11 protein-coding genes (1 of these 11 cut by a window edge) are annotated in these 25048 nt (G+C 68.1%); 7 read left to right on the top strand and 4 right to left on the bottom strand.

What is annotated here, in order from left to right; all coding sequences use genetic code 11:
* Positions 1-54: 54 nt before the first annotated feature.
* The 5 genes from GON09_RS22375 to GON09_RS22355 all read left to right on the top strand — a co-directional run bounded on the left by GON09_RS22375 (position 55) and on the right by GON09_RS22355 (position 8886).
* Positions 55-1869 (top strand): Hsp70 family protein, encoded by a 1815-nt coding sequence (locus tag GON09_RS22375; protein ID WP_244865609.1) that lies wholly within the window; start codon positions 55-57, stop codon positions 1867-1869.
* A gap of 9 nt (positions 1870-1878) precedes the next feature.
* Complete coding sequence (locus GON09_RS22370) at positions 1879-4356, top strand: LuxR C-terminal-related transcriptional regulator (protein WP_213933789.1); 2478 nt, start codon at positions 1879-1881, stop codon at positions 4354-4356.
* On the top strand, positions 4347-5942 hold the full coding sequence (locus GON09_RS22365; protein ID WP_244865608.1) for a hypothetical protein: 1596 nt from the start codon (positions 4347-4349) through the stop codon (positions 5940-5942). Before GON09_RS22370 ends, GON09_RS22365 begins: the two co-directional genes overlap by 10 nt.
* A gap of 137 nt (positions 5943-6079) precedes the next feature.
* Positions 6080-7411: a S1 family peptidase gene (locus tag GON09_RS22360; protein WP_213933788.1), complete on the top strand. Its 1332-nt coding sequence runs from the start codon at positions 6080-6082 to the stop codon at positions 7409-7411.
* A 167-nt stretch (positions 7412-7578) separates the two neighbouring features.
* The gene (locus GON09_RS22355; protein ID WP_213933787.1) at positions 7579-8886 is read left to right on the top strand and encodes a S1 family peptidase; all 1308 of its coding nucleotides are present in this window, start codon (positions 7579-7581) and stop codon (positions 8884-8886) included.
* 336 nt (positions 8887-9222) lie between these two features.
* Here the strand turns inward: GON09_RS22355 and GON09_RS22350 are convergent, their stop codons facing one another.
* Positions 9223-9921, bottom strand: a complete 699-nt coding sequence (locus tag GON09_RS22350) for an ammonium transporter (protein WP_213933786.1) — start codon at positions 9919-9921, stop codon at positions 9223-9225.
* Between the two features lie 431 nt (positions 9922-10352).
* On the opposite strand from GON09_RS22350, the gene GON09_RS22345 reads away from it, so the two are divergent.
* Positions 10353-13517: a heterodisulfide reductase-related iron-sulfur binding cluster gene (locus tag GON09_RS22345; protein WP_213933785.1), complete on the top strand. Its 3165-nt coding sequence runs from the start codon at positions 10353-10355 to the stop codon at positions 13515-13517.
* 58 nt (positions 13518-13575) lie between these two features.
* On the opposite strand, the gene GON09_RS22340 is transcribed toward GON09_RS22345, so the two are convergent.
* Positions 13576-14526 carry a hypothetical protein gene (locus GON09_RS22340; protein ID WP_213933784.1) on the bottom strand — a complete coding sequence of 317 codons (951 nt, stop codon included), beginning with the start codon at positions 14524-14526 and terminating at the stop codon, positions 13576-13578.
* Between the two features lie 95 nt (positions 14527-14621).
* Positions 14622-15614 (bottom strand): alpha/beta hydrolase, encoded by a 993-nt coding sequence (locus GON09_RS22335; RefSeq protein WP_244865607.1) that lies wholly within the window; start codon positions 15612-15614, stop codon positions 14622-14624.
* A gap of 96 nt (positions 15615-15710) precedes the next feature.
* Here GON09_RS22335 and GON09_RS22330 point away from each other — a divergent pair, with 96 nt between their 5' ends.
* Positions 15711-16589 (top strand): esterase/lipase family protein, encoded by an 879-nt coding sequence (locus tag GON09_RS22330; protein ID WP_213933783.1) that lies wholly within the window; start codon positions 15711-15713, stop codon positions 16587-16589.
* Positions 16590-16596: 7 nt separating this feature from the next.
* Here the strand turns inward: GON09_RS22330 and GON09_RS22325 are convergent, their stop codons facing one another.
* A protein-coding gene (locus tag GON09_RS22325; protein WP_213933782.1) for a non-ribosomal peptide synthase/polyketide synthase crosses the window boundary here: on the bottom strand, positions 16597-25048 show its 3' portion. 22082 nt of this gene lie beyond the right edge of the window; only the last 8452 of its 30534 coding nucleotides appear in the window; the start codon falls outside the window, past its right edge — the gene reads right to left on this strand; it ends in the stop codon at positions 16597-16599.

Genomic DNA, 25048 nt, shown 5'->3' with positions numbered 1-25048 from the left:
CGAACGGTGGAATGAGATCGCGGACCGACGTCCGCCCTGAACCCTGGAGCGTGCATGTACACAGGACTCGGCGTCATGATCGGGACGGCCAATTCGGTGGCTGTCACCGTGCTCGACCAGCCGGGAGCCGGTGATCCCGGTGCCCTGTCGACCCCCACCGAACTCCATCTCCCCGCCGAGGGTGCCCCCGTCCTCGGTGCCGGCTCCCCTGCTCCCGGCATGCAGGTGTTCTCCGGCTACGCCTCGCGGGTCGGCGATCCGGTCGGCATCCTCGCCGACGACGGCTCCACCTACCTCGGTGAGGATCTCGTCGCGGCGACCGTGGGCTGCCTGCAGTACCGAACGGGCACGACCGAGGTGCCGACGATGCTGGCGCATCCCGCCACGTGGTCGGCTCACACCGTCGAAGCCCTGCGCGCCGCGCTCGTCCGCGCAGGCGTCGCTGCCCGGACGATCCCCGAACCGATCGCGGCCGTGCGCTGGCTCGACGCCACCCACGGACCGCTGGGTGACGACGTGACGGTGGTCTACGACCTCGGTGCGTGCAGCCTCGACGTCGCCGTCGTGCAGGGCGGGACGAATCCGAGGCTGTTGGGCCGTGCCCTGAGCAGCGACGACGTCTCCGGCAACCACCTCGACCATCTGGTCACGACCTATCTGCTGGGAACCCTCGGCGAGAACGCGGCCGGCCTCGACCCGTTCGATTCCGCGACCGTCGCGGCGCTCGCGGACTTCCGTGCCCGGTGCCGTGCGGCGAAGGAGGCCCTGTCCAGCGACACCGAGACGGTGGTGCCGGTCGCGTTGCCCGGCCTGCACCGCGACCTGCGTCTGGTACGCAGCGAGTTCGAGGAGCTCGCCCGGGAACCGCTCGAGGCATCGCTGGCGGTGGTGCAGGACGCGATCCGCGGGGCCGGCCTCGACCGTTCGGACATCGGTCGCGTGCTCCTGACCGGTGGCGGCTCGTCCACCCCGCTCGTCGCCGAACTGATCTCGTCGCAGCTGGGTCTGCCGATCGTCTCGTCGCCGCGACCCGCCTACACCGCAGCCCACGGAGCCGCGTTCGCAGCCGCTGCGGCCGAGGCCGCGACTGCTGCTGCCCCGCCGGCACCCACCGTCGACGACGAACCCGAGACCGTCGCGCTGCCGGTGGTGCCTGCCGCCGAGACACCGCAGGCCACCACAGCACATCGGCCGGCAGTCGTCGATACCGCGACGGGCACACCCGTCCGCGCCCGTGCCCGCTCCTTCGCTCTCGTGGGTGCCGCTGTCGCCGCCGTCGTCGTCCTCGCCGGTGGCGGACTTGCGATCGGCACCATGTCGTCGGAAGCCGATACCACCGGCTCGGACCCACGCACGACGAGCGAAGCCGTCGCCGGGAATCCGACGACCGCGACCACGACCGGTTCGGCCGTCCCCGGCACGACCGGCGCACAACCGACCGACGCGGGATCCGTCGTCCCGGTCCGGGTGCAGGGACCGGACGGCTCCGTAACCGTTGTCCCGGCCGCCGCGACGCCCGCTGCCGGCGCCGCGCCCACCGGGGCCGTGCCCGCACCGGATCCCACCGCCCCCGCCCCGGCGGCACCCGGGGAGACCACGCAGGTTCCCCAGCCGGCACCGCAACCAGCCCCGGCCCCGGCCCCTGCCCCGGCACCCGCTCCTCAGCCCGCGCCGCAGCCGACCGCGCCGAGCACGGGTGGCAGCGGCGCCGGCGATGCCCTGTCGGGCGCCGGCCAGGGTGCGGGCGCAGTCGTCGAGGGTGTCGGCAACGGTGTCGGCCGGGTGCTCGACGGCACCGGCAACGTGGTCGGCGGTGTCCTCGACGGCACGGGACAGGTCGTCGGCGGGCTGCTCGGAACCGGACGCTGACCGATCGCGATGACGTCCGCCCCCGCTCCCCCGCAACGACCGGTGCCCCGGGAGGTCACGCGTGCCCTGACCACGTCCGTTCCCCCGCGACTGCTGCTCGTCGGCGGCACCGGAACCGGGAAGTCCGCCGTACTCGCGTCGCTCCGGGACGATCTCGGTGACGTGCGCATCGTCGACGACGCGCACCGCATGACCGCCGCGGAACTGCAGGACCTGGCCGACCACGTCCGCGATGCGCCGACGGGAATCGTCGTGTCCACCGAACCGCGTCCACATCGTACCGAGATGCGTTCGCTGACAGCAGCATTCGCGGGGAAGGGCACGGTGGTGGAACTGGGCTGGTGGACAGCTCGCGAAACCGCCGGTCGCGCGGCGTCGTTCGAACTGCGGCTCGCACCGCCCCAGGTGCGTGCGCTGCACCGCCTCACGGGTGGAGTACCGAAACTCGTCGACACCGCTCTCGAGGCCCTGCGGAGGGACGGCGACGTCCGGCACGCCGTCGGAGAGGCGATCCGCCGCCAGCTCCTCGCCGACCTCGATCTCACCGCAGCTCTGGCGCTCGTCGATCTCGGCGCGACGCTCGATCCCGGCGAGCTCGCGGCCGTCCTCGAGGTACCCGTCGAGCGGGCCCTCGATCTTGTCGACGCCGCCCGCGCGAGCGGTCTGCTCGGGACCGATGCAGCGAGTCTCACAGCGGGAGCGAGCGGTGTGCCCGCCGCGGTCCTCGGGAGACACAACCTGTTCGCCGTCGCCCGTCGCCTCCTCGCGACACGCATCGACGCCGGAACGCTCACGCCGCACCTCGCCCGGGGCCTCGCCACGATCGGCCTCACCGATCCGCACCTCGCCCATCGGCTCGTGGAGTTCGCGGCCGATGCAACGCCGCGCGAGGCCGCCGATCTCCTCGACGCCGCGGTACCGGCGGGAGCCGATCCCGATGCCCTCGCAGTGCGACGAGCCGAAGTTGCCTTCGCGGCAGGGGATCTCGAGAAGGCCGAACAGATCACCGACCGGCTGCTCGACCGCGCCGATACGACCGACGTCGACGACGTGCGCGCCGCCACCCGGATCTCGGCGAGTATCGCCGCGCATCGCGGCATGCTCGACCGCAGCGCGGACCTGTTCGAATGGCTCGGACCCGAACGGGTCGGTACGGACGCCCCTCTCGCCGCCACGGTGCTGCTCGCCGCCGGACGGCCCTCTGCCGCAGAACATCTCCGCGGTGCCGCCGCCTCGGGTGCGCCCACCTCGTCGGCCTCCGCCGCGCGACTGCTCGAGGAAGGCCTGCGCGAATCCGTCGGCGGCGACGGCCGTATCGCGATGAACCGCCTCGCCCGCGCACTGACGAGCCTCGGATCCGACGGTTCGCTGCGCGCCTGGCCCGACACGGTCGACGCCGTCGCCGCACTGCTCTGCCTGCACTCGGGCGAACTCGGGCACGCGCGCGCCATCCTGGATCGCCCGGGGACACCCACCGTGCGCAATCGGGTACTGGTGGCGTGGACCGAGATGCTCGGCGGTGATCTCGCCGCCGCAGCCGCGACCGCCGAGGCCGTCGCCTCGGAGGTGAGCGGGCAGCGCGATCTCCTGTTCTTCCATGCTCTGCAGGTCGGGCTGGCGCGACGCAACGCAGATCTCGGGGCGTTGACGATGCGGTGGCAGGCCGCGCAATCGGTGGTGGCCGAGTACTCCGTCGATCTGTTCGGCCTGCTACCGCTGGGTGAGCTGTGGCTGGCCGCCGTCCGGCTCGGGGAATCCGCGCGCGTCGCCCATCTCGTCGCCGGCGCCCGCGCGCTGCTGACCACCCTCGGCGAGCCACCGCTGTGGGGCGCCACGCTGCATTGGTACGGAGTGCAGGCCGCGATCGCCGCGGACCGGCCGTCGGACCTCGTCCCCCACGCACGCGCCCTGGCGCTGGCCGCGGAGACCACCGCGTACGCCGCGGTGCTCGCGCGGGCCGGCCACGCATGGCTCGGGGTGCTGCGCGGCGAGGTCGACGCGACGCGTATCCGGGAGGCAGCGGAAGCCCTCGCGTCCGTGGGTCTTCCGTGGGACGGCGCGAAGCTGGCGGGCGAGGCCGCACTCCGCGCTGCCGACACCACCGTGGCCACCGGATTACTGCAGGTCGCGCGGACGATCAGGCAGGACGGTCCGGGCGGTCGAGCACCCATCGACGCCGTCCCCGACACTCCCCCGAGCGAGCCGGACGATTCGCCCCTCCGCGCCCGGGAGAAGCCGGGTGCACTGTCCGAACGCGAAGCGCAGGTGGCCGACCTGGTGGTTTCGGGCCTCACCTACCGGGAAGTCGGAAACCACCTGTACATTTCCGCGAAGACCGTGGAACATCATGTCGCCCGTATCCGGCGCCGACTCGGTGCCGGTTCCCGCTCGGAGCTCCTGTCACTGCTCCGGGCCATGGGGCACGGCGCAGATGTACCCCGTCACACACACTCCGACCGGAATGGAGGCAAGCCGGCATGTCCGTAGGCGTAGGCCTGAGGGTGGGGACCACCGTGTCGTCGGTTGCGGTCACCTCACCGACGCCGGGACGGCCGGACCCCGCGCCGATCGAGCGGTTCACCGCCGTCCATCTGCATTCCGACGGCACCGCGACGCTGGGCGACCACGACGTCGTCGACGGACACACCAGCTCCTTCACCGGCTTCGTCGACCGCCTCGGGCACTCCGGCGGGGTCCGCGCCAACGACGGTTCGCTCTCCCGCGCCGAGGACCTGGTCGCCACGGCCATGGAATGCCTCCTCGCCGACGCGGCCACTGTCATCGGCGATACCCCGTATACCGCGGTGGCGACGTACCCCACCGACTGGCCGAGTTCGACGGTCGCGGTGCTGCGCAACGCTCTCGACTACGTCGGGTTGCGCCATGTCTCGCTCGTCTCCGACGCCGAGGCCGCCGCGGCCTGGTTCGAATCGCAGGTCGCGCACCAGACGGGACGACTCGTCGCGGTCTATCACATCGACCCGCAGGGCTCGACCGTCACGCTCGTGCGCTCGGGAGTCGCGGCGGGCAAGGCGTTCCGTTTCGCAGAGGGCGACGCGCCATCGGTCGCGGCGCAGCTCTCGGCGGCGCTCGGTGCGTTCGGCTGGCTCGTGAGCAACCTCGACGCCATCGTGGTCACGGTCGACGAAGCCGTCGATCCGAGTGCCGCGCAGCTCGTCGCGCAGTCGGTGAAGACCGGTCTCGGCGTGCGGTGCGCCCTCGCTCCCGAGCCGCATCAGACGATGGTGCGCGGCGCCGCGCTCGCCGCCGCTGCCGGCTCGGTCGATCTTCTCGGTTCGACGCAGATCCTGCCCACCGCCAAGCTTGCCGAACCCCGCCGCAGCGAACTCGATCCCGAGATCACCGCGGTGATCGCGAAGATCACGACGACTCCCCCGCCGGGTGCGACGCCCGCCGCTGCCGGGGCAGCGCCCGCCGCGAACACGTCGAAGGCGACCGTCGCTGCCGTCTCGGCGGCCGGCGATTCCGCCGACGACAAGCCCTCCGGACGATCGTCGAAGGTCACCGCCATCGCGGCGGCCGCAGCCATCGCGCTGCTCGTCGGTGTCGGCGCGCTGGTGTTCGGCCTGCGGGACTCTCCGACGGCCACCGCGGGCACGCAGGTCGCCGAGACGCCGACGGCACCCGCGACCACCACCACCTCGAAGTCGAGCCCGCCTCCGGCTCCCCGCAGCACGGAGGAGACCACCACCACCGAGTCGAGCGAGTCGGCCACCGCCGAGGAGACGGTCCCGGTCGCCCCGCCGGTCGTGCAGCAGACCTGGGTCGATCCCACCACCGGCACGAGCGAGCAGTCCTCTTCTTCGTCGTCCTCGCCGGGTTCGAGCACCTCGGGCACGTCGAACACGTCCTCGACCACGTCGAGCACCGGCTGGTCGCGGCGGAACCAGCCCGACGATTCGTCCGGTGGCGACCGCGGCAGCGGAGGAGGCGGCGGCGGTGGAAGCACCCCGACGACCCCGTCGTCGACCGTCACTCCCACATCCGAGCCCTCCGAAACACAGACTCCGACGGAGACTTCGGAGCCCCCGGAGACCGAGACCGGCAACTAGACAAGCAGGCCTCCGAGTGGTGACCTACGGCACTATCGGCGCTCGTCGGGTCGTCCCGTAGGCTGTCCCGCGGGTCGGCTCGCCGAATCCTCGAAGCACCTGATCAAGAGCACATCGAGCACACATGAAAGGCTTCCATGCGTCTCTCGTCGGCGTCGCGCGCCGCAGTCCGTTCCACCACCCGCCGCGTCGCAGTCGCAGCGGCATCTGCGGTTCTGCTGGCAGTGCCTCTGAGCGCCACAGCGAGCGCCGCGCCCGCCGAACAGTTGCCTGCTCCCGAGCTTCCCGCCGAACTCGTCGAAGCGATCCAGCGCGACCTGGGTCTGACGCCCGAGGAATACCTCGACCGTGCAGCCTTGGCGCAGGAACTCGGTGACTACGCCCGCGACTTCCGCTCCGAGCGCCCCTCCGAGTTCGCAGGTGCCTGGCTCGGCGAGGACGGCAAGCCGGTCATCGCCGTCACGAACCGCGAGGCCGCCGAGAAGGCAGCTCAGGACGGCTACCACGCGACGGTCGCGCCGGTCTCGGCCGACGGACTCGAGCAGGCTCTCGCCGAGCTGAACCGCTGGGTGGCGGGACTCCCGCGCGAGGTGTCGTCTCAGATCAACTCTGCGTCGATCGATGTGCTCAACAACCAAATCGTCCTCGACATCGTGAACTCGCCGATCGGGCGCGCACTGAACCTTCCGTCCCTCGTTGCGAACGTGCAGGTCCAGTTGTCACCGGGCATGCCGCCGAACGATCCGGCCCCGATGGGTGGCGACACCTACATCACCGCCGACGGCGACGTCCGGAACACGCCCATCGAGCGCATCGGCATCTGCTCGTTCGGTTTCAACGGTGTCGACGCCGACGGCAACGCCGTCAACCTCACCGCCGGTCATTGCGACGCGGTGGCTCGCGCCGACGGCGGTTCGACGGTCTACCTCCCCAACCGCGCGAACATCGACGACAGCGTCCGCATCGGCAAGTTCACCGACTCCACGGTGGGCACCGACAGCACCCTCGACTACGGCATCGTCACGCTCGACAAGGCAGGCGTCGAGGCCGGCCTCGACCGCCCGGCGGTCCGTGGCGGCAACGGCTCGACCCTCACGGTCACCGGCACGGCCGTTCCGGTCGTCGGCGCGCCCGTCTGCAAGTCGGGACAGTCCTCGTCGTTCACGTGCGGCCTCGTCGTCGCGGATCGCATCGAGACACAGCTGACCTACGACTCGGGCTTCTCGAGCACCATCCGAGGCTTCGCGACCTCGGCGTGCACCCTCGCGGGCGACAGCGGCGGCGCGATCGTCACCGGCACCCTCGCGCTCGGTGTGATCAGCGGATCGAACAGTGCGGGCGCCCCGAACTGCGTCGAGGCCAATCTGGTTCTCGCACCCAACGGCGGCACCTCCAGCCTCGGCATCCCGATCCAGGACATCGAGAACGCCACCGGCACGCGAGTCCGTACTGCGGCGAACCCGGCATAACGTCCGGAACCGTCCGGGCGGTTCGTCACAGCAGTCACACGAGTCTCACCCGTAACCGAGAAGTACCTATGTACTTCCTCGATCACCCCTTAGGATCGGACGGACGCCGATCCGCGGGGGACGGCGCCTTCGCGCGCGCAGGCCGCGAAGGAACGAGAAAGGTATCCATGCGACGCACCTTCGCACGTCGGACGGCCGTCATCGGCTCGGCCGCACTGCTGCTCCTCGGTCCTGCCGCTGCCATCGCGCAGGCCGAACCCGAGACCGAACCCGCGCAGACATCGTCTCTGCCGGCCGAGCTCGTCGAGGCGTTGCAGCGCGACCTGAAGATCGATGCCGAGCGCTTCCTCACCGATGCGCAGCGCAGCCAGGACCTCGCCGCGTTCGCCGAGAAGGCACGGGAGCAGTTCGACGCCGTCTTCGCCGGTGTGTGGCTGGACGACCAGGGCACCCCCACCGTCGGTCTCACCGAGGGTGACGGCTTCGACGAGGCCCGCACGGCCGCCGAGGATGCCGGATTCACCGTCGCCGAGACGCAGCGCAGCGAGGACGCCCTCGAAGACCAGCTCGGCGCACTGGGCGACTGGCTCGAGACCCAGCCGCCCGCCGTCGCCGACGTCATCCGCGGCATCGCCATCGACGTGGTCAACAACGACGTCGTCGTGCGCACCGACAACGTCTCCGGCGTCGAGCTCCCCGACTTCCTCGACGGCGTGCGAGTACTGTTCGCTCCCGCCGAGCTGACCCCGGAGGGCGCGACCGACCTGCAGCCCATCGCCGGTGGTCTCGGCGCACCCGACGCCCTCTTCGGCGGCGACGCCTACGCCGCGCTCGGCGCCGGCGAAGGGCTGCGTTGCTCGCTCGGCTTCAACGCCGAGGATGGCAGCGGGCGTCCCGTGAACATCACCGCCGGTCATTGCGACCCCAACCGCGCGCAGGCCGGTACGCGATGGGCCTCCCAGGTCCACCAGCTCGTCGGCGACAACCTCGGTCAGCACCTCGGCTCGTTCGAGAAGACCGTGCTCGACCGCAGCGACTACGCGCTGATCCGTCCTTCCGCCGAGGCCGCAGCCCGCTTCGAGAACAACGGTGTGCGCGTTCCGTTCGCCGCTCCGCTGCCCATCACGGGTGTCGCGGATCCCGTCGTCGGCACCCCGGTCTGCAAGTCGGGCCTGCGCACCGGCTACAGCTGCGGCGTCGTGACGGCCGCCAACCAGAACGTCGAGATCGGCCATCGCGTGCTCGAGAACGGCTTCTCCACCAACCTGTGCGCCCTGCAGGGCGACAGCGGCGGCACCCTGGTCACCGGCACGCTCGCCGTCGGCATCTCCAGCGCGTCCAACGTCGGCCAGTACGGCATGTGCGAGATCGCCGGCTTCGTCAGCGGTCTGCTCGGTGAGACCCCCGAACTGTTCGCCACGCCGATCAAGACGGTCCTGGCGGAGAACCCGGGCCTGAAGGTCCGCACCTGGTAATCGGGCAAGCCTACGAAGCACAGGGCCCCGGCCTTCCGTATGGAAGGCTGGGGCCTCTTTCGTGTGCCCATGGTTCCGCCATTCACGGAGCGCCGCACCGGAACCAAGATCACACCGGGTTAAGCTCCCGGAACCTGGTTCGCGCCCTTTCGGGTGGACCGGACGACAAAGGAGGAATGGTGCTCGGATCGTCACTTATCGGAAGCCTTGCGGTGCTCACCGATCCGCAGGTGTTGTGGAACTTGATCAGGCTCGTCATCACGGCCTGATCCTCGAAACGAAAGCAGCCCCGGCGCCCTTTCGGGCGTCGGGGCTGCTCTTTGCCCGGGCTACGAACTAGTTGCCCTGAGCCCACTGCGTAGTGCCGGGGGGAGCCAGCAGGTCCTGGACAACGGCGATACCCGCGATGACGGCTGTCGGTCCACCTGCGACGAACGCACCGATGGTGCCGCCCACGCCCGCGCCTGCACCGCAGCCGAGAATGGTCCCTGCACCAGGAACGATCGATCCGGGGATCGCACCGACGATGCAACCGATGATCGCGCCGGCAACGGTGCCGATCGCCGTTGCCATACCGAGCTGGGAAATGAAGTTCTGCTGCGACTTCAGGTTTTCCTCGGGCGAGGCGACGTCGGTCAGCTTGAGAGCCACCGGGGTGATCGAGGGCCCGACCTTGTCCTCGGGAGCCACCGGAACGGCCTTGCTGAGGTCCGTCGGCGGGGTCAGGGTGAGGGTCTTGCCGTCCTCACTGATCTCGCGCTCGAAGGGGAGCTGCAGATCGCCGAGCTGGATCGCGAGGGGCAGGCTGAGGACGGTGTTGCCGTTGTCGTCCTGCAGTTCGACGCTTTCGCCGTCGCCCGAGATCCGGAACTGGCCCGCATCGATGACGGTCTCGACGGACTCACCGTCGGGACGAACCTCGTAGTTGATGGTGTCTTCGTCCTGCGCTGCAGGTGCAGCGTAGGAAGTGCCGGCGGTGATGCCCATGGCGGCGATCGTCATCGTCGCCACAGCGGCAAGCTTCTTGAGCTTCATCTGTTTCCGTTCTGTGACATGGCGCACGCCCGTCGGGACGCCCCCCATTTATGTGATCGACGTAGAGTTCCGCAGCCCCCGACAGTGTCTCCGCTTTTCGAACTCCACGTACGCGGCAGATCATAACCGACATCACATCCCGGGCGTTATACCCTATCCGCCCAAAAGTGACCTTGCCGTATCACGATTCACCGGTGACGAGACCTCTTCGCAATCTCCTGCTTTGGTCGACTTAGGACATCCTGCATGACGGAGACGTCACGTTTGACCGTTAGCGTGTCCGGGCACACGGTCTCCGATTCGGCGCAGTTTTTGCTACTGACGGGTAACTCCAGTTCAGACCAAGTTACCGATGGGTAACTTAGCTTGCGTTACGATGCGGTGACTCATACCAGGCGGCACGACGCCGCCCCCGACACGAAAGGCCACGTATGAATGCCCTGACGATTACGTTGGGCACGATCGGCGTGCTGCTGAGCCTCGTGTGTTGGTTCGCGTTCATCAGCGGCGCGCTGAAGATGGTCAACACGATCCGGGTCGGCCAGCCGGCCCCGGACCGCTGGCGGCCGTTCTTCCCGCGCTTCAAGCAGATGGTCGTCGAATTCCTCGCGCACACGAAGATGGTCAAATTCCGGACCGTCGGCTGGGCGCACTGGCTGGTGATGGTCGGCTTCATGCTCGGCGCGATCGTCTGGTTCGAGGCCTACGGCCAGACGTTCAATCCCGAGTTCCACTGGCCCCTCATCGGCGACACTGCCGTCTACCACTTCATCGACGAGATCCTCGGCCTCGGCACGGTGATCGGCATCCTCGTGCTGATCTACATCCGCCAGCGCAACCATCCGCGTCAGCCCGGCCGGATGTCGCGCTTCAGCGGTTCGAACTTCAAGGCTGCCTACTTCGTCGAAGCGGTCGTGCTGCTCGAGGGCCTGGGCATGATCCTGGTGAAGGCCGGCAAGATCGCCACCTTCGGCGGTGGCCACCTTGCGACCGACTTCTTCACCATGCAGGTCGCCAAGATCCTCCCGGCGAGCCCCGAACTCGTGTCGGTGTTCGCATTCGTCAAGCTCATGTCGGGCATGGTGTGGCTGTACATCGTCGGCCGCAACATCACCTGGGGTGTCGCGTGGCACCGCTTCTCGGCCTTCTTCAACATCTACTTCAAGCGTGAGGACGACGGCGGTCCCGCCCTCGGCGCCGCACGCCAGATGATGTCCGGCGGCAAGCCCGTCGACATGGAAGATGCCGATCCGGACAAGGACACCTTCGGTGCCGGTCGCATCGAGGACTTCACGTGGAAGGGCTGGCTGGATTTCACGACCTGCACCGAGTGCGGTCGCTGCCAGTCGCAGTGCCCCGCCTGGAACACCGGCAAGCCGCTGTCGCCGAAGCTGCTCATCACCTCGCTGCGCGACCACGGTTACGCCAAGGCTCCGTACCTGCTGGCCGGTGGCCGCACGGACATCGGCGGCGACGAGGTCGGCCTGGTCGACGCGGAGGGCAACCCGAACGAGGCCAAGCTTGCGAAGATCCCGGCGTCGGCGCGTGAGGAAGCCGGCCGCAAGCTGGTCGGTGAGACCGAGGCGCTGGTCGACGCGGGCGAGCTCGCTCCCGTCATCGACACCGAGACCCTGTGGTCGTGCACCAACTGTGGTGCGTGTGTCGAGCAGTGCCCGGTGGACATCGAGCACGTCGACCACATCATCGACATGCGTCGCTACCAGGTGCTCATCGAGTCGGACTTCCCGTCCGAACTCGCGGGTCTGTTCAAGAACCTCGAGAACAAGGGCAACCCCTGGGGCCAGAACGCCAAGGATCGTCTCAACTGGATCAACGAGATGGAGTTCGACATCCCGGTCTTCGGCCAGGATGCCGACAGCTTCGACGGCTACGAGTACCTCTTCTGGGTCGGCTGTGCCGGCGCCTACGAGGACCGCGCCAAGAAGACCACGAAAGCCGTCGCCGAGCTCCTCGCGACCGCCGGCACGAAGTTCATGGTCCTCGGCGCCGAGGAGACCTGCACCGGCGACTCCGCTCGCCGCGCGGGCAACGAGTTCCTGTTCCAGCAGTTGGCGCAGCAGAACATCGAGGTCCTCAACGGTGTGTTCGAGGGCGTCGAGCCGAGCAAGCGCAAGATCGTCGTGACCTGTGCGCACTGCTTCAACGCGCTGAACAACGAGTACCCGCAGGTGGGTGGCAGCTACGAGGTCGTCCACCACACGCAGCTGCTCAACCGTCTCGTGCGGTCGAAGAAGCTCGTCCAGGTCAAGGCAGTCGGCCAGGATGTGACCTATCACGACCCGTGCTTCCTCGGACGGCACAACAAGGTCTACAACGCTCCGCGTGAGCTGATGGCGGCGTCGGGCGCGAAGCTCGTCGAGATGCCGCGTCACGGCGAGCGGTCCATGTGCTGTGGTGCCGGTGGTGCCCGCATGTGGATGGAGGAGAAGATCGGTAAGCGCATCAACATCGACCGCGTCGACGAAGCGCTCACCACGAATCCCGCCAAGATCGCGACGGGCTGCCCGTTCTGCCGCGTCATGCTCACCGACGGTGTGACGGCGCGTCAGGAAGAGGGCAAGGGCGAGGGCGTCGAGGTCATCGACGTCGCGCAGCTCATGCTCGAGTCCATCTCCCGTGTCGAGGCCGCCAAGCTCAGCGACAACATCAAGGTCGTCCAGCAGCCGAAGACTCCGGTCGAGGTCGAGGAGACCGCGGAAGAGGTCGAGAAGGAGCGCGTCGAGGAGGTCGAGATGGCAGCCGCAGCGCCGGCTGCTCCGAAGACCACCGGTGTCCCGAAGGCCGGCGGCCTGCAGATGAAGGGCGGTCTCAAGGCGCCGGGCGGACCGAAGGCTCCCGGTGGCGCGAAGACTCCTGCTGCCGAGGCAGCCGAGGCGCCGGCAGCTCCGAAGGCGAAGCCGGGCGGGCTGCAGATGAAGGGCGGCCTGAAGGGTCCGGGCGCGAAGAAGGCTGCGGCTCCGGCTGCACCGGCCACGTCATCCGAGGCTCCTGCTGCTCCTGCGGCCGAGGCGCCGGCAGCGCCGAAGGCGAAGCCGGGCGGGCTGCAGATGAAGGGCGGACTCAAGGCTCCGGGCGCGAAGGCCCCGGGCGCTGCGAAGCCGGCCGCACCTGCTGCTCCCGCTGCTCCTGCCGAGCCGTCGGACGCTCCCGCTGCCGAGGCACCCGCGGTGCCGAAGGCGAAGCCGGGCGGCCTCCAGCTCAAGAGCGGTCTGAAGGGACCGGGCGCCAAGAAGGCAGCTCCGGCGGCATCCGCAGCTCCTGCAGTTCCTGCCGAGGAAGCACCTGTTGCCGAAGCTCCCGCGGCGCGTGCGGAGGAGCCTAAGGAGTCGGCGATCCCGAAGGCGAAGCCGGGCGGACTGCAACTCAAGAGCGGCCTGAAGGGACCGGGCGCGAAGAAGACTGCGCCCGCCGCTCCGGCGAAGGCAGAGCCGACGCCGGAACCCCAGCCGGTCGCCGAGGCTCCTGCGGAGCCCGAGGCGCCCGCGACCCCGGCGAAGCAGGAGGTCGAGGCACCGAAGGCGAAGCCGGGCGCGCTCGGCTTCAAGGCCGGGGCGAAGGCACCGGGCCGCAAGTAGGTACGCAACACGAGGTTGAGGCTCGCAACGCTGGCAGTGACTGCTGGTGTTGCGGGCCTCACTTCTTTGTTGCGTACCTCCCCGTCGGACCACTCCCCCGCGCCGCCCGTGCGAACGCCTCCCGCACTTTCGCCGCGACAGCGCCGCGGGTCCCGAGGTCCTGCCACGTCCACCGCACCACCGTCCACCCCGCGTGACGCAGTGCGTCCTCCCGCAGCTTCTCGCGGTAGACCACGTCCTCGGCGGCTGTGGTCGCGACCCCGTCGCGGCGGTACTTGATCCGACCGTCGAACTCGCCGATCACACCGTGCTCCGGCCACAGGAAGTCGACGCGAGCGAGCCATCTGCCGTCGGCGGAGAAGACATCTGCCTGCGTGAGCGGCATCGGGATCTGCTCGCGGACGAACAGGACCCTGCTCCGTGATTCACCGGCGCTGTCGCTGCATCCGCTCGACAGTTGCACGGCACGACGGGCGTGCGCGATGCGGGGATGACTGCCCATCCGTTCCACGGCACGGGTCAGATCGTCGGGAGCAACCAGCCCTGCTCGCAGCGCACTGTCGGCAAGTACGACGGCCTGCTCCACCGGCACCGTGGCGGCCACATCCGTGACCGTCCGTGCGACCGACAGCACCCGCGCTCCTATTCGGTCCACGACGTCCTCCTCACGGAAGAGAGCGGCGTGCATGACGCGTCCGGCAGTCCTTCGCGCGCCGCTCGGCGCGTTGCGGGTGAGGTGCACGTCGTCGAGGGGGATCTGCCAGACGTCGAGGCCGTGCAGAATGGCGGCCGACACGTGGCTCAGCACCGAGGTGGGGGCTGCATTCGCGATGAACGCCCTCGCGCGGAGAGCGTGTCGACCGCGCTCGTCGGTCTTCGCGTACCGCTCGGACGAGACGAAGATTCCCGACGCGAGGCGAGTCCACGTTCCGTTCCGTACCAGACGTCGGATCTCCCCATCGGTGACGCCGCGCGCATGTGCCTCGCGCCGTAGGATCAGCTCCCCCATGGCGCTCAGCATCACCCGTCGCCCGGAGCAGGCAGATGCCTACAAGGACGAATCGGTCGGATCTGTGGATGAACCGACCGCCTGTGGAGAACTCGTCAGGACGCGCCGATCGCGGGTCCGAGTACAGGCCACGAGTTGTGCAGGTCGTCCTGCCAGTAGCCCCAGTTGTGGGTGCCGTCGTCGTGGATGTCGATGGTGGCGGGGATGCCCAGTTCGTCGAGGCGCATTGCCATGCGTCGGGTGCAGTCGGCCGCGGCGGCCTCGATGAGCCCGCCCTTGATGACCACGTCGGCGAGGTCCTCCTCGTCCTTGATCCATTCGGATTCGAGATGGTCGTACCGACCGGGCAGACCCGTGCGCGACGACAGGTAGAGGGTGGTGTCGCGCAGTTTCTCCGCGTGGATGTACGGATCGTTGGCCACCCAGGTGGGGTCGTCGAACGGACCCCACATGTTGAGCGGGTTGCCGAAGAAGTTGACGACGGTCGTCGTGACGAAGGCCTGGCCGAGCGGGTCGCTTGTGCGCGCGCACCCGCTGAAGCTGCCCACCGCGTCGTACAGATCCGGTGCGGCAATCGCGAGATTGAGCGACGACGTGCCCGACATCGAGAAGCCGATCAGGCCGTTGGTGCCGGTGGTCGCGTAGGCGCTGTCGATGACGGGCGGCAGTTCCTCGGTGAGGAAGGTGGCCCACTTGTACCGGCCGAGGTTCGGGTCGTCGTGCTTCCAGTCGGTGTAGTAGCTCGACTCGCCACCCTCCGGGATGACGACGTTGACGTGCTTGTCGGAAAAGAACTCGACGATGTCGGACTGGTCCATCCAGCTGTTGTTGTACGACCCGCCGTCCACGCCACTGAGCACGTACAGCGTAGGGCTGGGGGTGACGGTGTCGGCGGGCCGCAGGATCCGCAGCTCGATGTTCTCGTCCATGGACGGCGAGTAGACCTCGATGTCGAGTTGCCGGTCGTCGACGACGGTCGTGCTCACGAGCCTGGCCTCACCGGGTTCCGCGGACGCCGTCGACGCTCCGAGTCCCCAGGTCGACGCCACGACGGTCGTCACGACCGCCAACGCGGAAATCCGCCGCATAGATATACTCCGATTCCGTTCCCCTGCGCAGCCCCGGAACACCTTATAGGGCCGCGGTGCACTTGCCGATGATCGTCACTGTTCGAAGGATGACCCGTGTTTGGCCGATCGCTCCTGCTGACCGTTCTCGCCGTGGGTCTTCTCGGATCCGGCACGGCCGCCGCCTCCCCCGACGCGCTTCCCGTGCCGTACGAACTTCCCGACACGGTGGCGCTGGAGCTCGAGAATCCGGGTGGTTCGGCTCCCGGCTCGAACGACCCGAATTGTCGCCCGACCGCCGACAAGCCCAATCCCGTTGTGCTGGTCCACAACACCAGCGGCAATCGACAGGTCGCGTGGCAGACGTTCTCGCCTCTGCTCGCCAACGCCGGTTACTGCGTCTTCGCCCCCACCTTCGGCGCGTTCCCGGGGCCGTGGCCTCTCAGCGCTCTGGGTGGGATGGCGCCGCTCGAGCCGAGCACACACCAGCTCTCCGCATTCGTCGACGAAGTGCTCGCGCAGACCGGCGCCGAGAAGGTCGACATCGTGGGCCATTCGCAGGGAACGCTGGTCGCCGCGAAGTGGATCGGTGACGGCGGAGCCGACAAGGTCGACCGGCTCGTGTCGCTCGCTCCCCTGTGGGACGGGACGACCATCGTCACCAGTGATGGTTTGATGCGCGACTTCGAGTACGCGACGTGCCCCGCCTGCGCTGACATGCTTCCCGGTTCGCAGTTCCTCGAGGATCTCGCCGCGACCGGCCGGTTCGTCGAGTCGGTGGAGTACACGAACATCCTCACCGCCCACGACGACGTCGTGCAGCCATACACGAGCGGCCTGGGTGAGGATCCGAACGTCACCGACATCGTGCTGCAGGACGTATGCGCCTCCGCGAAGACCACGCACCTGGAGATGCTCGCCGACCGGCTCACCACGGAACTGGTGCTCTCCGCCCTCGACGAGACCGTTCCGGCGCTCACCGGCTGTGTCGACTGACAGCACCTCAGCTCTCCCTCTCGGAAAGCACCGCGTCGAGCACGGGCACGATGACGTCGAGTGCGTCGGGTGAGGTCATCTGCCAGTGCGTCGCCGGCACCTGATGGTTGTCGACGGCACCCGTCACGGCCGTCCTCCAACCGGACGCGCCTCGCGTCCCGGTCGGGTCGTCGGCCGCGGCGGTGAAGTAGACGACGTCGCCGTCGTACAGCCCCGGACGATGCTCCGCCATCAACTCGGAGTTGCGCTGCGCCGCCGCGACCAGCCTGGTCACCACACGCCGGGTGTCGTCCTCCGTGTTACCGGTGAGTGATGCGACGGACGCGACCAGGTCGTCGATGTTCTCGGCGCCTGCTGCGTCCGCGTCGTCGATCCCGAAGCCGGCGAGCAGCTCACTCATCGAGACCTCGCTCGACTCGCCGGTCCGTGCACCGTTGCTGGTGAAGCTGTCGAGCATCACCAACGTGTCCACACGCTCTCCCTCCGCCTGCAGACGAACAGCCATGGCGTGGGCGATCACGCCGCCGAGCGACCAGCCGAACAACCGGTACGGCCCCTCGGGCTGGACGGCCCGCAGTTCGTCGACGTAGCGCGCCGCGAGTTCGTCGAGAGTCGCGGGCTCGAAGTCGTCCTCGGTGACGGCCGGGGTCTGCAGACCGTAAACGAGCGCGTCGTGATCGAGCTGTCGCGCGAGACCGGTGTAGCACCACGACAATCCGACGATCGGGTGGACGAAGAACAATGGCGTACCCGTGCCCTGCGTCCGGATCGGGAGGAGGGGGGCGACGGACTCTTCTACGCCGCCGCCACTTTCGCGATCGATGAGTGCCGCGAGCCCTTCGACACCTGGTTCCCGGAACAGCCACTGCAGGGGGACTCGTGTGGGGAGTTCCGCATTCAACCGGGAGACGAGCCTGGTGGCCACCAGAGAGTTGCCGCCGAGGGCGAAGAAGTCGTCGTCCAGGCCCACCTGTTCGACTCCGAGCACCTCGGCGAACACCGCGGCGACAGCCTGTTCGGCATCGGTGATCGGGTTCCGGAACTCATGTTCCTCGACAACCGGACTCGGGAGTGCCCGCCTGTCCAGCTTGCCGTTCGGCAACAACGGCAACGCTTCGAGCACGATGAACTGCGACGGCACCATGTAGCCGGGCAGAACCTCACTCATCACGGACCGCAAGGCCCGAACGTCGAGGTCGCCGGACGCAACCACGTAGCCGACCAGCTGATCGGAGACGACGGTTACTGCACCCGCAGCCACCCCGGACTGCTCGCGCAGCACCGCTTCGATCTCCCCGAGTTCGATGCGCTGCCCCCTCACCTTCACCTGCAGATCGCGTCGGCCGACGTACTCGAGCTCCCCACTGCGCGCCCACCGCACGACGTCGCCGGTTCGGTACAGGCGCTCCCCTGCCTCACCGAACGGGTTCGCCACGAACCGATCGGCCGTCAACTGCGGGCGATCCGCATAGCCGCGCGCGAGCTGGGCACCGGACAGATACAACTCCCCGACGACACCGACCGGAACCGGCTTCAGTCGCGTGTCGAGGACCCAGGCGTCGGTGTTCCACACAGGCCGGCCGATCGGGACGTACGAACCGTCCACCTCGTGCGCGACACGGTGCGTGGCCTGCATCGTCACCTCGGTCGGCCCGTACAGGTTGTGCGCCTCCGCACCGAGCACGGTTCGCACGCGCTCGGCCGTTGCCGCGGCCAGCACCTCACCACCGGCGAACACCAACCGCACCGCCGACGGTGCCACACCGTCGATCTCGTCGAGCACCGCATCGAGCACAGTCGGCACGAACTGCGCCACCGTGACACCCGACTCGGTCAACATCCGCGCCAGATAGCTCGGATCGCGATGCCCGTCCGCGGAGGAGATCACCATTCGACTACCGGAGACCAAGGGCAGCAACAACTCCCACACCGACGCGTCGAACGTTGCGGCTGTCTTGAGGAGCACCGAGTCGGATGCGTTCAGATCGAATTGTTCCTGCATCCACAGCAATTGGTTGACCACAGCGCCGTGCGAAACCACGACGCCCTTGGGGCGTCCTGTCGAACCCGAGGTGAAGAGCACGTACGCCGCGTTCTCCGGTCGCAACGCTGCATGTCGCTCGTCATTACGGATCGGTCCGCCGGCATATCCCGACAGATCGAGAGCATCGACAGCCACGACGGGCCGTTCGACCCGCATACGGTGGTCCGAGGACGTCAGCACGATCAGAGGATCGGACGACGCGAGCACGTATTCGATGCGATCGTCCGGCTGCTCCGGATCGATCGGCACATACGCACCGCCCGCCGCGAGCACCGCATGGATCGCGAACACCATGTCGAGCGAACGGTCCATCGCCACCGCGACCCGCACCTCGGGCCCCACCCCCGCCGAGATCAGGTGCCGGGCCAACCTGCCTACCCGATCCGCGAACTCCGCATAGATGAGTTCGTCGTCCCCGACCGACACCGCCACAGCATCCGGCGTCCGCCCCGCCTGCGACTCGAGCAGAGCAGGAATCACACCGTCGACCAGTGAAATTTCGCGTCCTCGGCCAAGAGCCAGAACGCATTCGCGCTCCTCGACAGCCACGATGTCGATGTCGCCGATGCTCGTTTCCGGGTCGTTCGACGCTGCCGACAGCACTTGTTGGAATCGTTCGGCGAAGCCGACCACCGTCGCCTCGTCGAACAGATCGGTCGCATACGTCAGCGCGACCGCCATCCCTGCACACTCGCCACGGTCGTCGAACTGCTCCGACACCGTCACCTGCAGATCGAACTTCGCCAACGACACATCCGCGTCCACCGCCGACAACGACAGACCCGGTAACTCGAACCGAGTCGGCGCCATGTTCTGCATCGTCAACATCACCTGGAACAACGGATTCCACGCCGTCGACCGAACCGGATCCAGCACCTCGACCAACCGCTCGAACGGCACATCCGCATGACCGAACGCACCCAGATCAATTTCGCGTACCTTGCCGAGCAAGTCCGCGAACGACTCCGACCCGTCGACCTGCGTCCGCAACACCAAGGTATTGACGAACATGCCGATCAGATCGTCCAAGGCACGCTCACCACGACCCGCCACCGGAGTACCGATCGCAATGTCATCCGTGCCCGACAACCGAGCCAACAACACCGCCAAGGCTGCATGCACCACCATGAAGCGAGTGACGCCGAGTTCGGCGGTCAACGCATCGATGCCGGCCAGGGATGACGGATCGAGAACGAACTCGTGCGTCGCACCTCGGTTCGATGCCACCGCCGGACGTGGCCGGTCCGTCGGCAGCGCAAGTACATCGGGAAGATCTGTCAGTTGTTCTGTCCAGTACGACAATTGCTGCGAGATCAGAGACTCTGAATCAGAGACGGATCCGAGGACCCGGCGCTGCCAGATCGCGTAGTCCGCGTACTGAACCTCGAGCGGCTCCCACGCCGGGATTTCCCCCATTGAACGGGCCGCGTACGCCACCATCACATCGCGAGACAGCGGTCCCATCGAGAAGCCGTCCGCCGCAATGTGATGCACAACCACGACCAGCACATGCTCGGTCTCCGAGAGCTGCAGCAACTCGATTCGCAACGGCGGCGCCACCGTCACATCGAACCCGGCGCTCACCGACGCGACGACACGGTCGTACACCTCGGCCTCGGAGACCTTCGCGACCTCCAACTCGACACCGGAATCTCCGACACCGAGCACGACCTGGTGGCCGACACCCTCGACCTCCGGATACACGGTCCGCAGGACCTCGTGCCGCTCGGCCAGATCCGACACCGCAGCCCGCAACGCCTCGACATCGAGCACGCCCGACAACCGGATGACAGCGGGAATGTTGTTCACCGCCGACTCGGGATCGAACCGGTTGAGGAACCACATCCGCTGCTGCGCCAACGACAAGGGCACAACCGCGGGCCGTTCCTGCGCTACGAGCGGGACGACAGCGCCGGTACCGGACTCTCCTTCGAGACGTGCGGCGAGACCTCCGACGCTCGGCGCGTCGAACAGTGCTCGCAACGGCACGCGGGAGTCGAGGGCCGCGCCCAGGCGGGACACGACCTGCGTCGCTACCAACGAGTTGCCACCGAGGGCGAAGAAGTCGTCGTCCAAGCCGACATGCTCGACACCGAGCACCTCGGCGAAGACCGAAGCCACCGCCCGCTCGGCCGCTGTCACGGGGGCACGGAACACCCGCTCCTGGATCTCCGGGGAAGGCAACGCCTTTCTGTCGAGCTTTCCGGAGGCATTGAGTGGCAGCGAGTCCAGCACGACGAACTGCGTGGGGATCATGTACGACGGCAACCGTTCGCCGACCGTACCGCGCAGTTCCGCACCATCCACGTCACCTGTGGGCACGATGTAGCCGATCAGCTGGTCCGACCGCACGTCGACCGCTGCGGCAGCGACGCGATCCATGCCCCGCAACACTGCTTCGATCTCACCGATTTCGATGCGCTGACCGCGCAGCTTGACCTGCAGGTCGTTCCGGCCGATGTAGTCGAGTTCGCCGTCGCGGTTCCACCGGACGAGGTCGCCGGTGCGATAGAGCCTCGCGCCGCTGTCACCAGCGGGATCGGCTACGAAGCGTTCGGCAGTCAGTCCCGCGCGTCTCTCATATCCTCGCGCGAGCTGAATGCCCGACAGATACAGCTCGCCCGTGACGCCCACGGGCACGGGCCGCAGTCGCGCGTCCAGTACACGCGCGTGCGTGTTCCATACAGGTGTACCGATGGGAATCACGGCGCCGTCGTCGCTCGCCTGACGGTGTGTCGCCTGAATCGTCACCTCGGTCGGGCCGTACAGGTTGTGCATGTCCGCGCCGAACTTCGAGCGGGCCCGTTCGGCGGTCGTCGACGACAAGGCTTCTCCACCGGCGAACAGTGCTCGCAATGCCGGGGTCGGCGCCGTCGGCTGGTCGAGTACGGCGTCGAGCACCGTCGGCACGAACTGCGCGATCGTGATGTCGCAGTCGACCAGCGTCCGGGCGAGATAGGCGGGGTCCCGGTGTCCATCGCGCGATGCGATCACGAGCCGGGCACCGGACATCAGCGGCACCAGGAACTCCCACACCGAGGCGTCGAAGGTCGCGGGAGTCTTGAGCAGCACTGCATCGGAGGACCCGATTGCGAAGCGGTCCTGCATCCACGCAAGCTGGTTGACGACCGCCGCATGCGTGACGGCCACTCCCTTGGGTCGACCGGTCGAACCGGACGTGAACAGCACATACGCAGTGTTCTGCGGAAGCAGACGTGCACGACGATCGGCATCCACGACAGGGGCGTCGGACTCATCGGAAGCAATCTGCTCGTCCACACGAACAACGGTTCGTCCCGTCCCGATGTCGTGCTGCGAGGTCGTCAGCACCACCTGCGGATCGGCGATGGCGAGCACGTAGTCGTTGCGCTCTGCCGGCTGTTCCGGATCGAGCGGAACATACGCACCACCGGCCGCGAGGACCGCGTAGATGCTCAGCACCATGTCGAGAGAGCGTTCCATCGCCACCGCGACACGCACTTCCGGCCCGACACCGAGCGAGATCAGATGCCGCGCCATGCGATTCACGCGACCGGCGAAGTCCGCATAGGTCAGGCCGGCGCCCTCGTACACGACCGCCACCGCGTCGGGCGATACCGCAGCCTGCGCGGAGAACCTGTCCGGCAACGTGACAGCACCCGAGAAGCCCCGTTCGGGGCCGCGGCCGAGGCCGTGAAGCGCTGCGTACTCGGCAGGGCTCAGCCGTTCGAGATCCCCCACGGGCACGGACGGATCCGTCACCGCTGCATCGAGAATGCGGACCAGACGGTCGGCGATACCCTGCACCGTCTGCTCGTCGAAGAGTTCGGTGGCGTAGGTGAGCTCGCACGCCAATCCGGACGGGCGACCGGTGTGGTCGGCGGACTCGAAGAGCGTGAACTGAAGGTCGCCCTTCGCCTGGTCGAGCGGCGATTCGACCGGGGAGATTGTCACGCCACCGAGTTCGAAAGTCGACGGCGACATGTTCTGCAGGGTGAGCAACACCTGGTACAGCGGATTCCGCGAGCGGGAACGCGGCGGATTCAGGACTTCGACCAGTTGCTCGAACGGCACGTCGGCATGGCCGAAGGCGCCCAGATCGACCTCGCGGATCCGGGCCAGGAGATCGGTGAACGATTCCCCACCATCGACCCGGGCCCGCAACACGAGCGTGTTGACGAACATGCCGACCAGGTCTTCGAGTTCTGCCTCACCGCGACCTGCGATCGGTGTGCCGACGACGATGTCATCGGTGTTGCTCGACCTCGCAAGCTCCACTGCCAGTGCGGCGTGCAGCACCATGAACAGCGTCGCATTGTGTTCGCGCCCGAGCCGCACGAGCTCAGCATGCAGTTCGGCAGGGACGGTGAAGCGGTAGGACGCACCGTGATTGGACGCTTCGACCGGACGCGGCCGGTCGAACGGAAGAGCAAGTTCGTCCGGGGCACCGGCCAGGGACGCCGTCCAGTACTCGAGCTGCTGCGAGATCACACTGGCGGGATCGCCCTCCGAACCCAGGTTCTCTCGTTGCCACAGTGCGTAGTCGGCGTACTGGATCGGCAACGGTGCCCAGCCGGGGGCGTAGCCTTCGGCCCGTGCCCCATACGCGATCATCACATCGCGGGTCAACGGCCCGATGGAGTAGCCGTCTGCGGCGATGTGGTGCACCGCGAACACGAGCACGAAGTCCGCCGGAGCCACGCGGAACAGCGCACCGCGCAGCGGAACCTGCGTGGTGACATCGAACCCGGCGGTCACCACCTCTGCGACGGCCCGGAGAACAGCGTCCTCCTCGACGTCTCTCGGCGCCAGGTCGATGCGGACGTCCTCGATCGGCAGCACCTGCTGGTAGCCGATGCCATCGATCTCGGGGTAGATCGTCCGCAGGATCTCGTGGCGCGCGACGAGGTCGTTCACCGCTGCCTGAAGAGCCTCGACGTCCAGCGCGCCGGACAACCGGAGGGCGGCCGGGATGTTGTAGGCCGCGGAAGCGAGATCGAACCGGTTGAGGAACCACATGCGCTGCTGTGCGGGCAGCAGCGGAATCAGGTCGGGCCGGACCATCGGCACCAGTGGACGACGTGCGCCGCGCCCCGCGTGTTCCGCTGCCGCCGCCAGCGCGGCAACCGTCGACGCCTCGAAGACGGTACGCACCGCGATCGTGGTTCCGAGTGCCGCGCCGACGCGCGCCGCCACACGTGTCGCGACCAGCGAGTTGCCGCCGAGTTCGAAGAAGTCGTCGTCGAGACCGGCACGTTCGATCCCGAGGACGTCGGCGAAGACGTCCGCGACGGCCTGCTCGGCCGGCGTCGTCGGGGAGCGGAACTCGCGTGCTTCGAATTCCGGCTGCGGCAGCAATTTTCGGTCCACCTTGCCGGAGGGGTTGAGCGGCATCTGTGGCAGGACCATCACCGTCGACGGCACCATGTAGCCCGGGACGCGGCGGCCGACCGCAACCTTCAGATCGTCGATGTCGATCGTCGTTCCGTCTTCGGCGACGACGTAGGCGACCAGCTGATCACCGCGCAGAGCGTCCGTACGGACGAGCGCGACTGCCTGACGGACGTTCGGATGCGCGGCGACCGCCGCCTCGACCTCGCCGAGCTCGATTCGCAGACCTCGGAGCTTGACCTGGAAGTCGGTGCGTCCGATGTAGTGCAGTTCGCCCGACGGTGTCCTGCGCACGAGGTCGCCGGTCCGGTACATGCGCGTGCCGGCGGCTCCGTACGGGTCGGCCAGGAATCGTTCGGACGTGAGGTCCGGGCGCGCGATGTAACCGCGACCCAGCTGAGCCCCGGCCAGGTACAGCTCGCCCGCGACGCCCTCGGGGACAGGCTGCAGCCACCGATCCAGGACGTATGCGGCGACGTTACCCTGCGCCGCACCCACCGGTACCGAGTCCGAGTCGGCGGCGTCGAGGATGTGGCGCGTGACGGAGAGGGTGAACTCGGTGGGGCCGTACTCGTTGGACAGCTCCGCGTGCTCGTTCCGGGCGCGGAACGCCCGGGCGAGGCCGGGTGTGAACACTTCACCGCTGCAGTACACCTGTCGCAGCGACGACAAGTCCTCGTCACGGGCGACGGCAAGCATTTCGGACAGCACCGAGGGAACGAAGTAGGACGAGGTCACGCCGTGTTCGGCGATCGCGGACGCGAGGTATTGCGGATCGCGGTGGCCGTCCGGAGCGGCGATGACGAGTCGCGCGCCCACGGTCAGCGGCCACCAGAATTCGCGTCCCGACGCGTCGAAGGTGAACGGTGTCTTCTGCAGGACGGTGTCCTGCTCGTCCAGCCGGTAGGCGTTCTGACGCCACGCCAACGCCACAGCCACGCGGCCGTGCGGAATCGCCACACCCTTGGGGCGGCCGGTGGAACCGGACGTGAAGATCACCCAGGCCGTGTTGTCCGGTCGCAGGGGGTGTCGACGTTCGGCGTCG

The sequence above is a fragment of the Rhodococcus sp. B50 genome, assembly GCF_013602415.1.
In the GTDB taxonomy this organism is placed as follows: domain Bacteria; phylum Actinomycetota; class Actinomycetes; order Mycobacteriales; family Mycobacteriaceae; genus Rhodococcus.
This window is presented reverse-complemented; position numbering and strand designations above follow the sequence as displayed.

Bases quoted from the DNA above. Each gene is read 5' to 3' on its own strand.
- GON09_RS22375 (WP_244865609.1), top strand. From the start codon at position 55: ATGTACACAGGACTCGGCGTCATGATCGGGACGGCCAATTCGGTGGCT.
- GON09_RS22370 (WP_213933789.1), top strand. From the start codon at position 1,879: ATGACGTCCGCCCCCGCTCCCCCGCAACGACCGGTGCCCCGGGAGGTC.
- GON09_RS22365 (WP_244865608.1), top strand. From the start codon at position 4,347: ATGTCCGTAGGCGTAGGCCTGAGGGTGGGGACCACCGTGTCGTCGGTT.
- GON09_RS22360 (WP_213933788.1), top strand. From the start codon at position 6,080: ATGCGTCTCTCGTCGGCGTCGCGCGCCGCAGTCCGTTCCACCACCCGC.
- GON09_RS22355 (WP_213933787.1), top strand. From the start codon at position 7,579: ATGCGACGCACCTTCGCACGTCGGACGGCCGTCATCGGCTCGGCCGCA.
- GON09_RS22350 (WP_213933786.1), bottom strand. From the start codon at position 9,921: ATGAAGCTCAAGAAGCTTGCCGCTGTGGCGACGATGACGATCGCCGCC.
- GON09_RS22345 (WP_213933785.1), top strand. From the start codon at position 10,353: ATGAATGCCCTGACGATTACGTTGGGCACGATCGGCGTGCTGCTGAGC.
- GON09_RS22340 (WP_213933784.1), bottom strand. From the start codon at position 14,526: ATGGGGGAGCTGATCCTACGGCGCGAGGCACATGCGCGCGGCGTCACC.
- GON09_RS22335 (WP_244865607.1), bottom strand. From the start codon at position 15,614: ATGCGGCGGATTTCCGCGTTGGCGGTCGTGACGACCGTCGTGGCGTCG.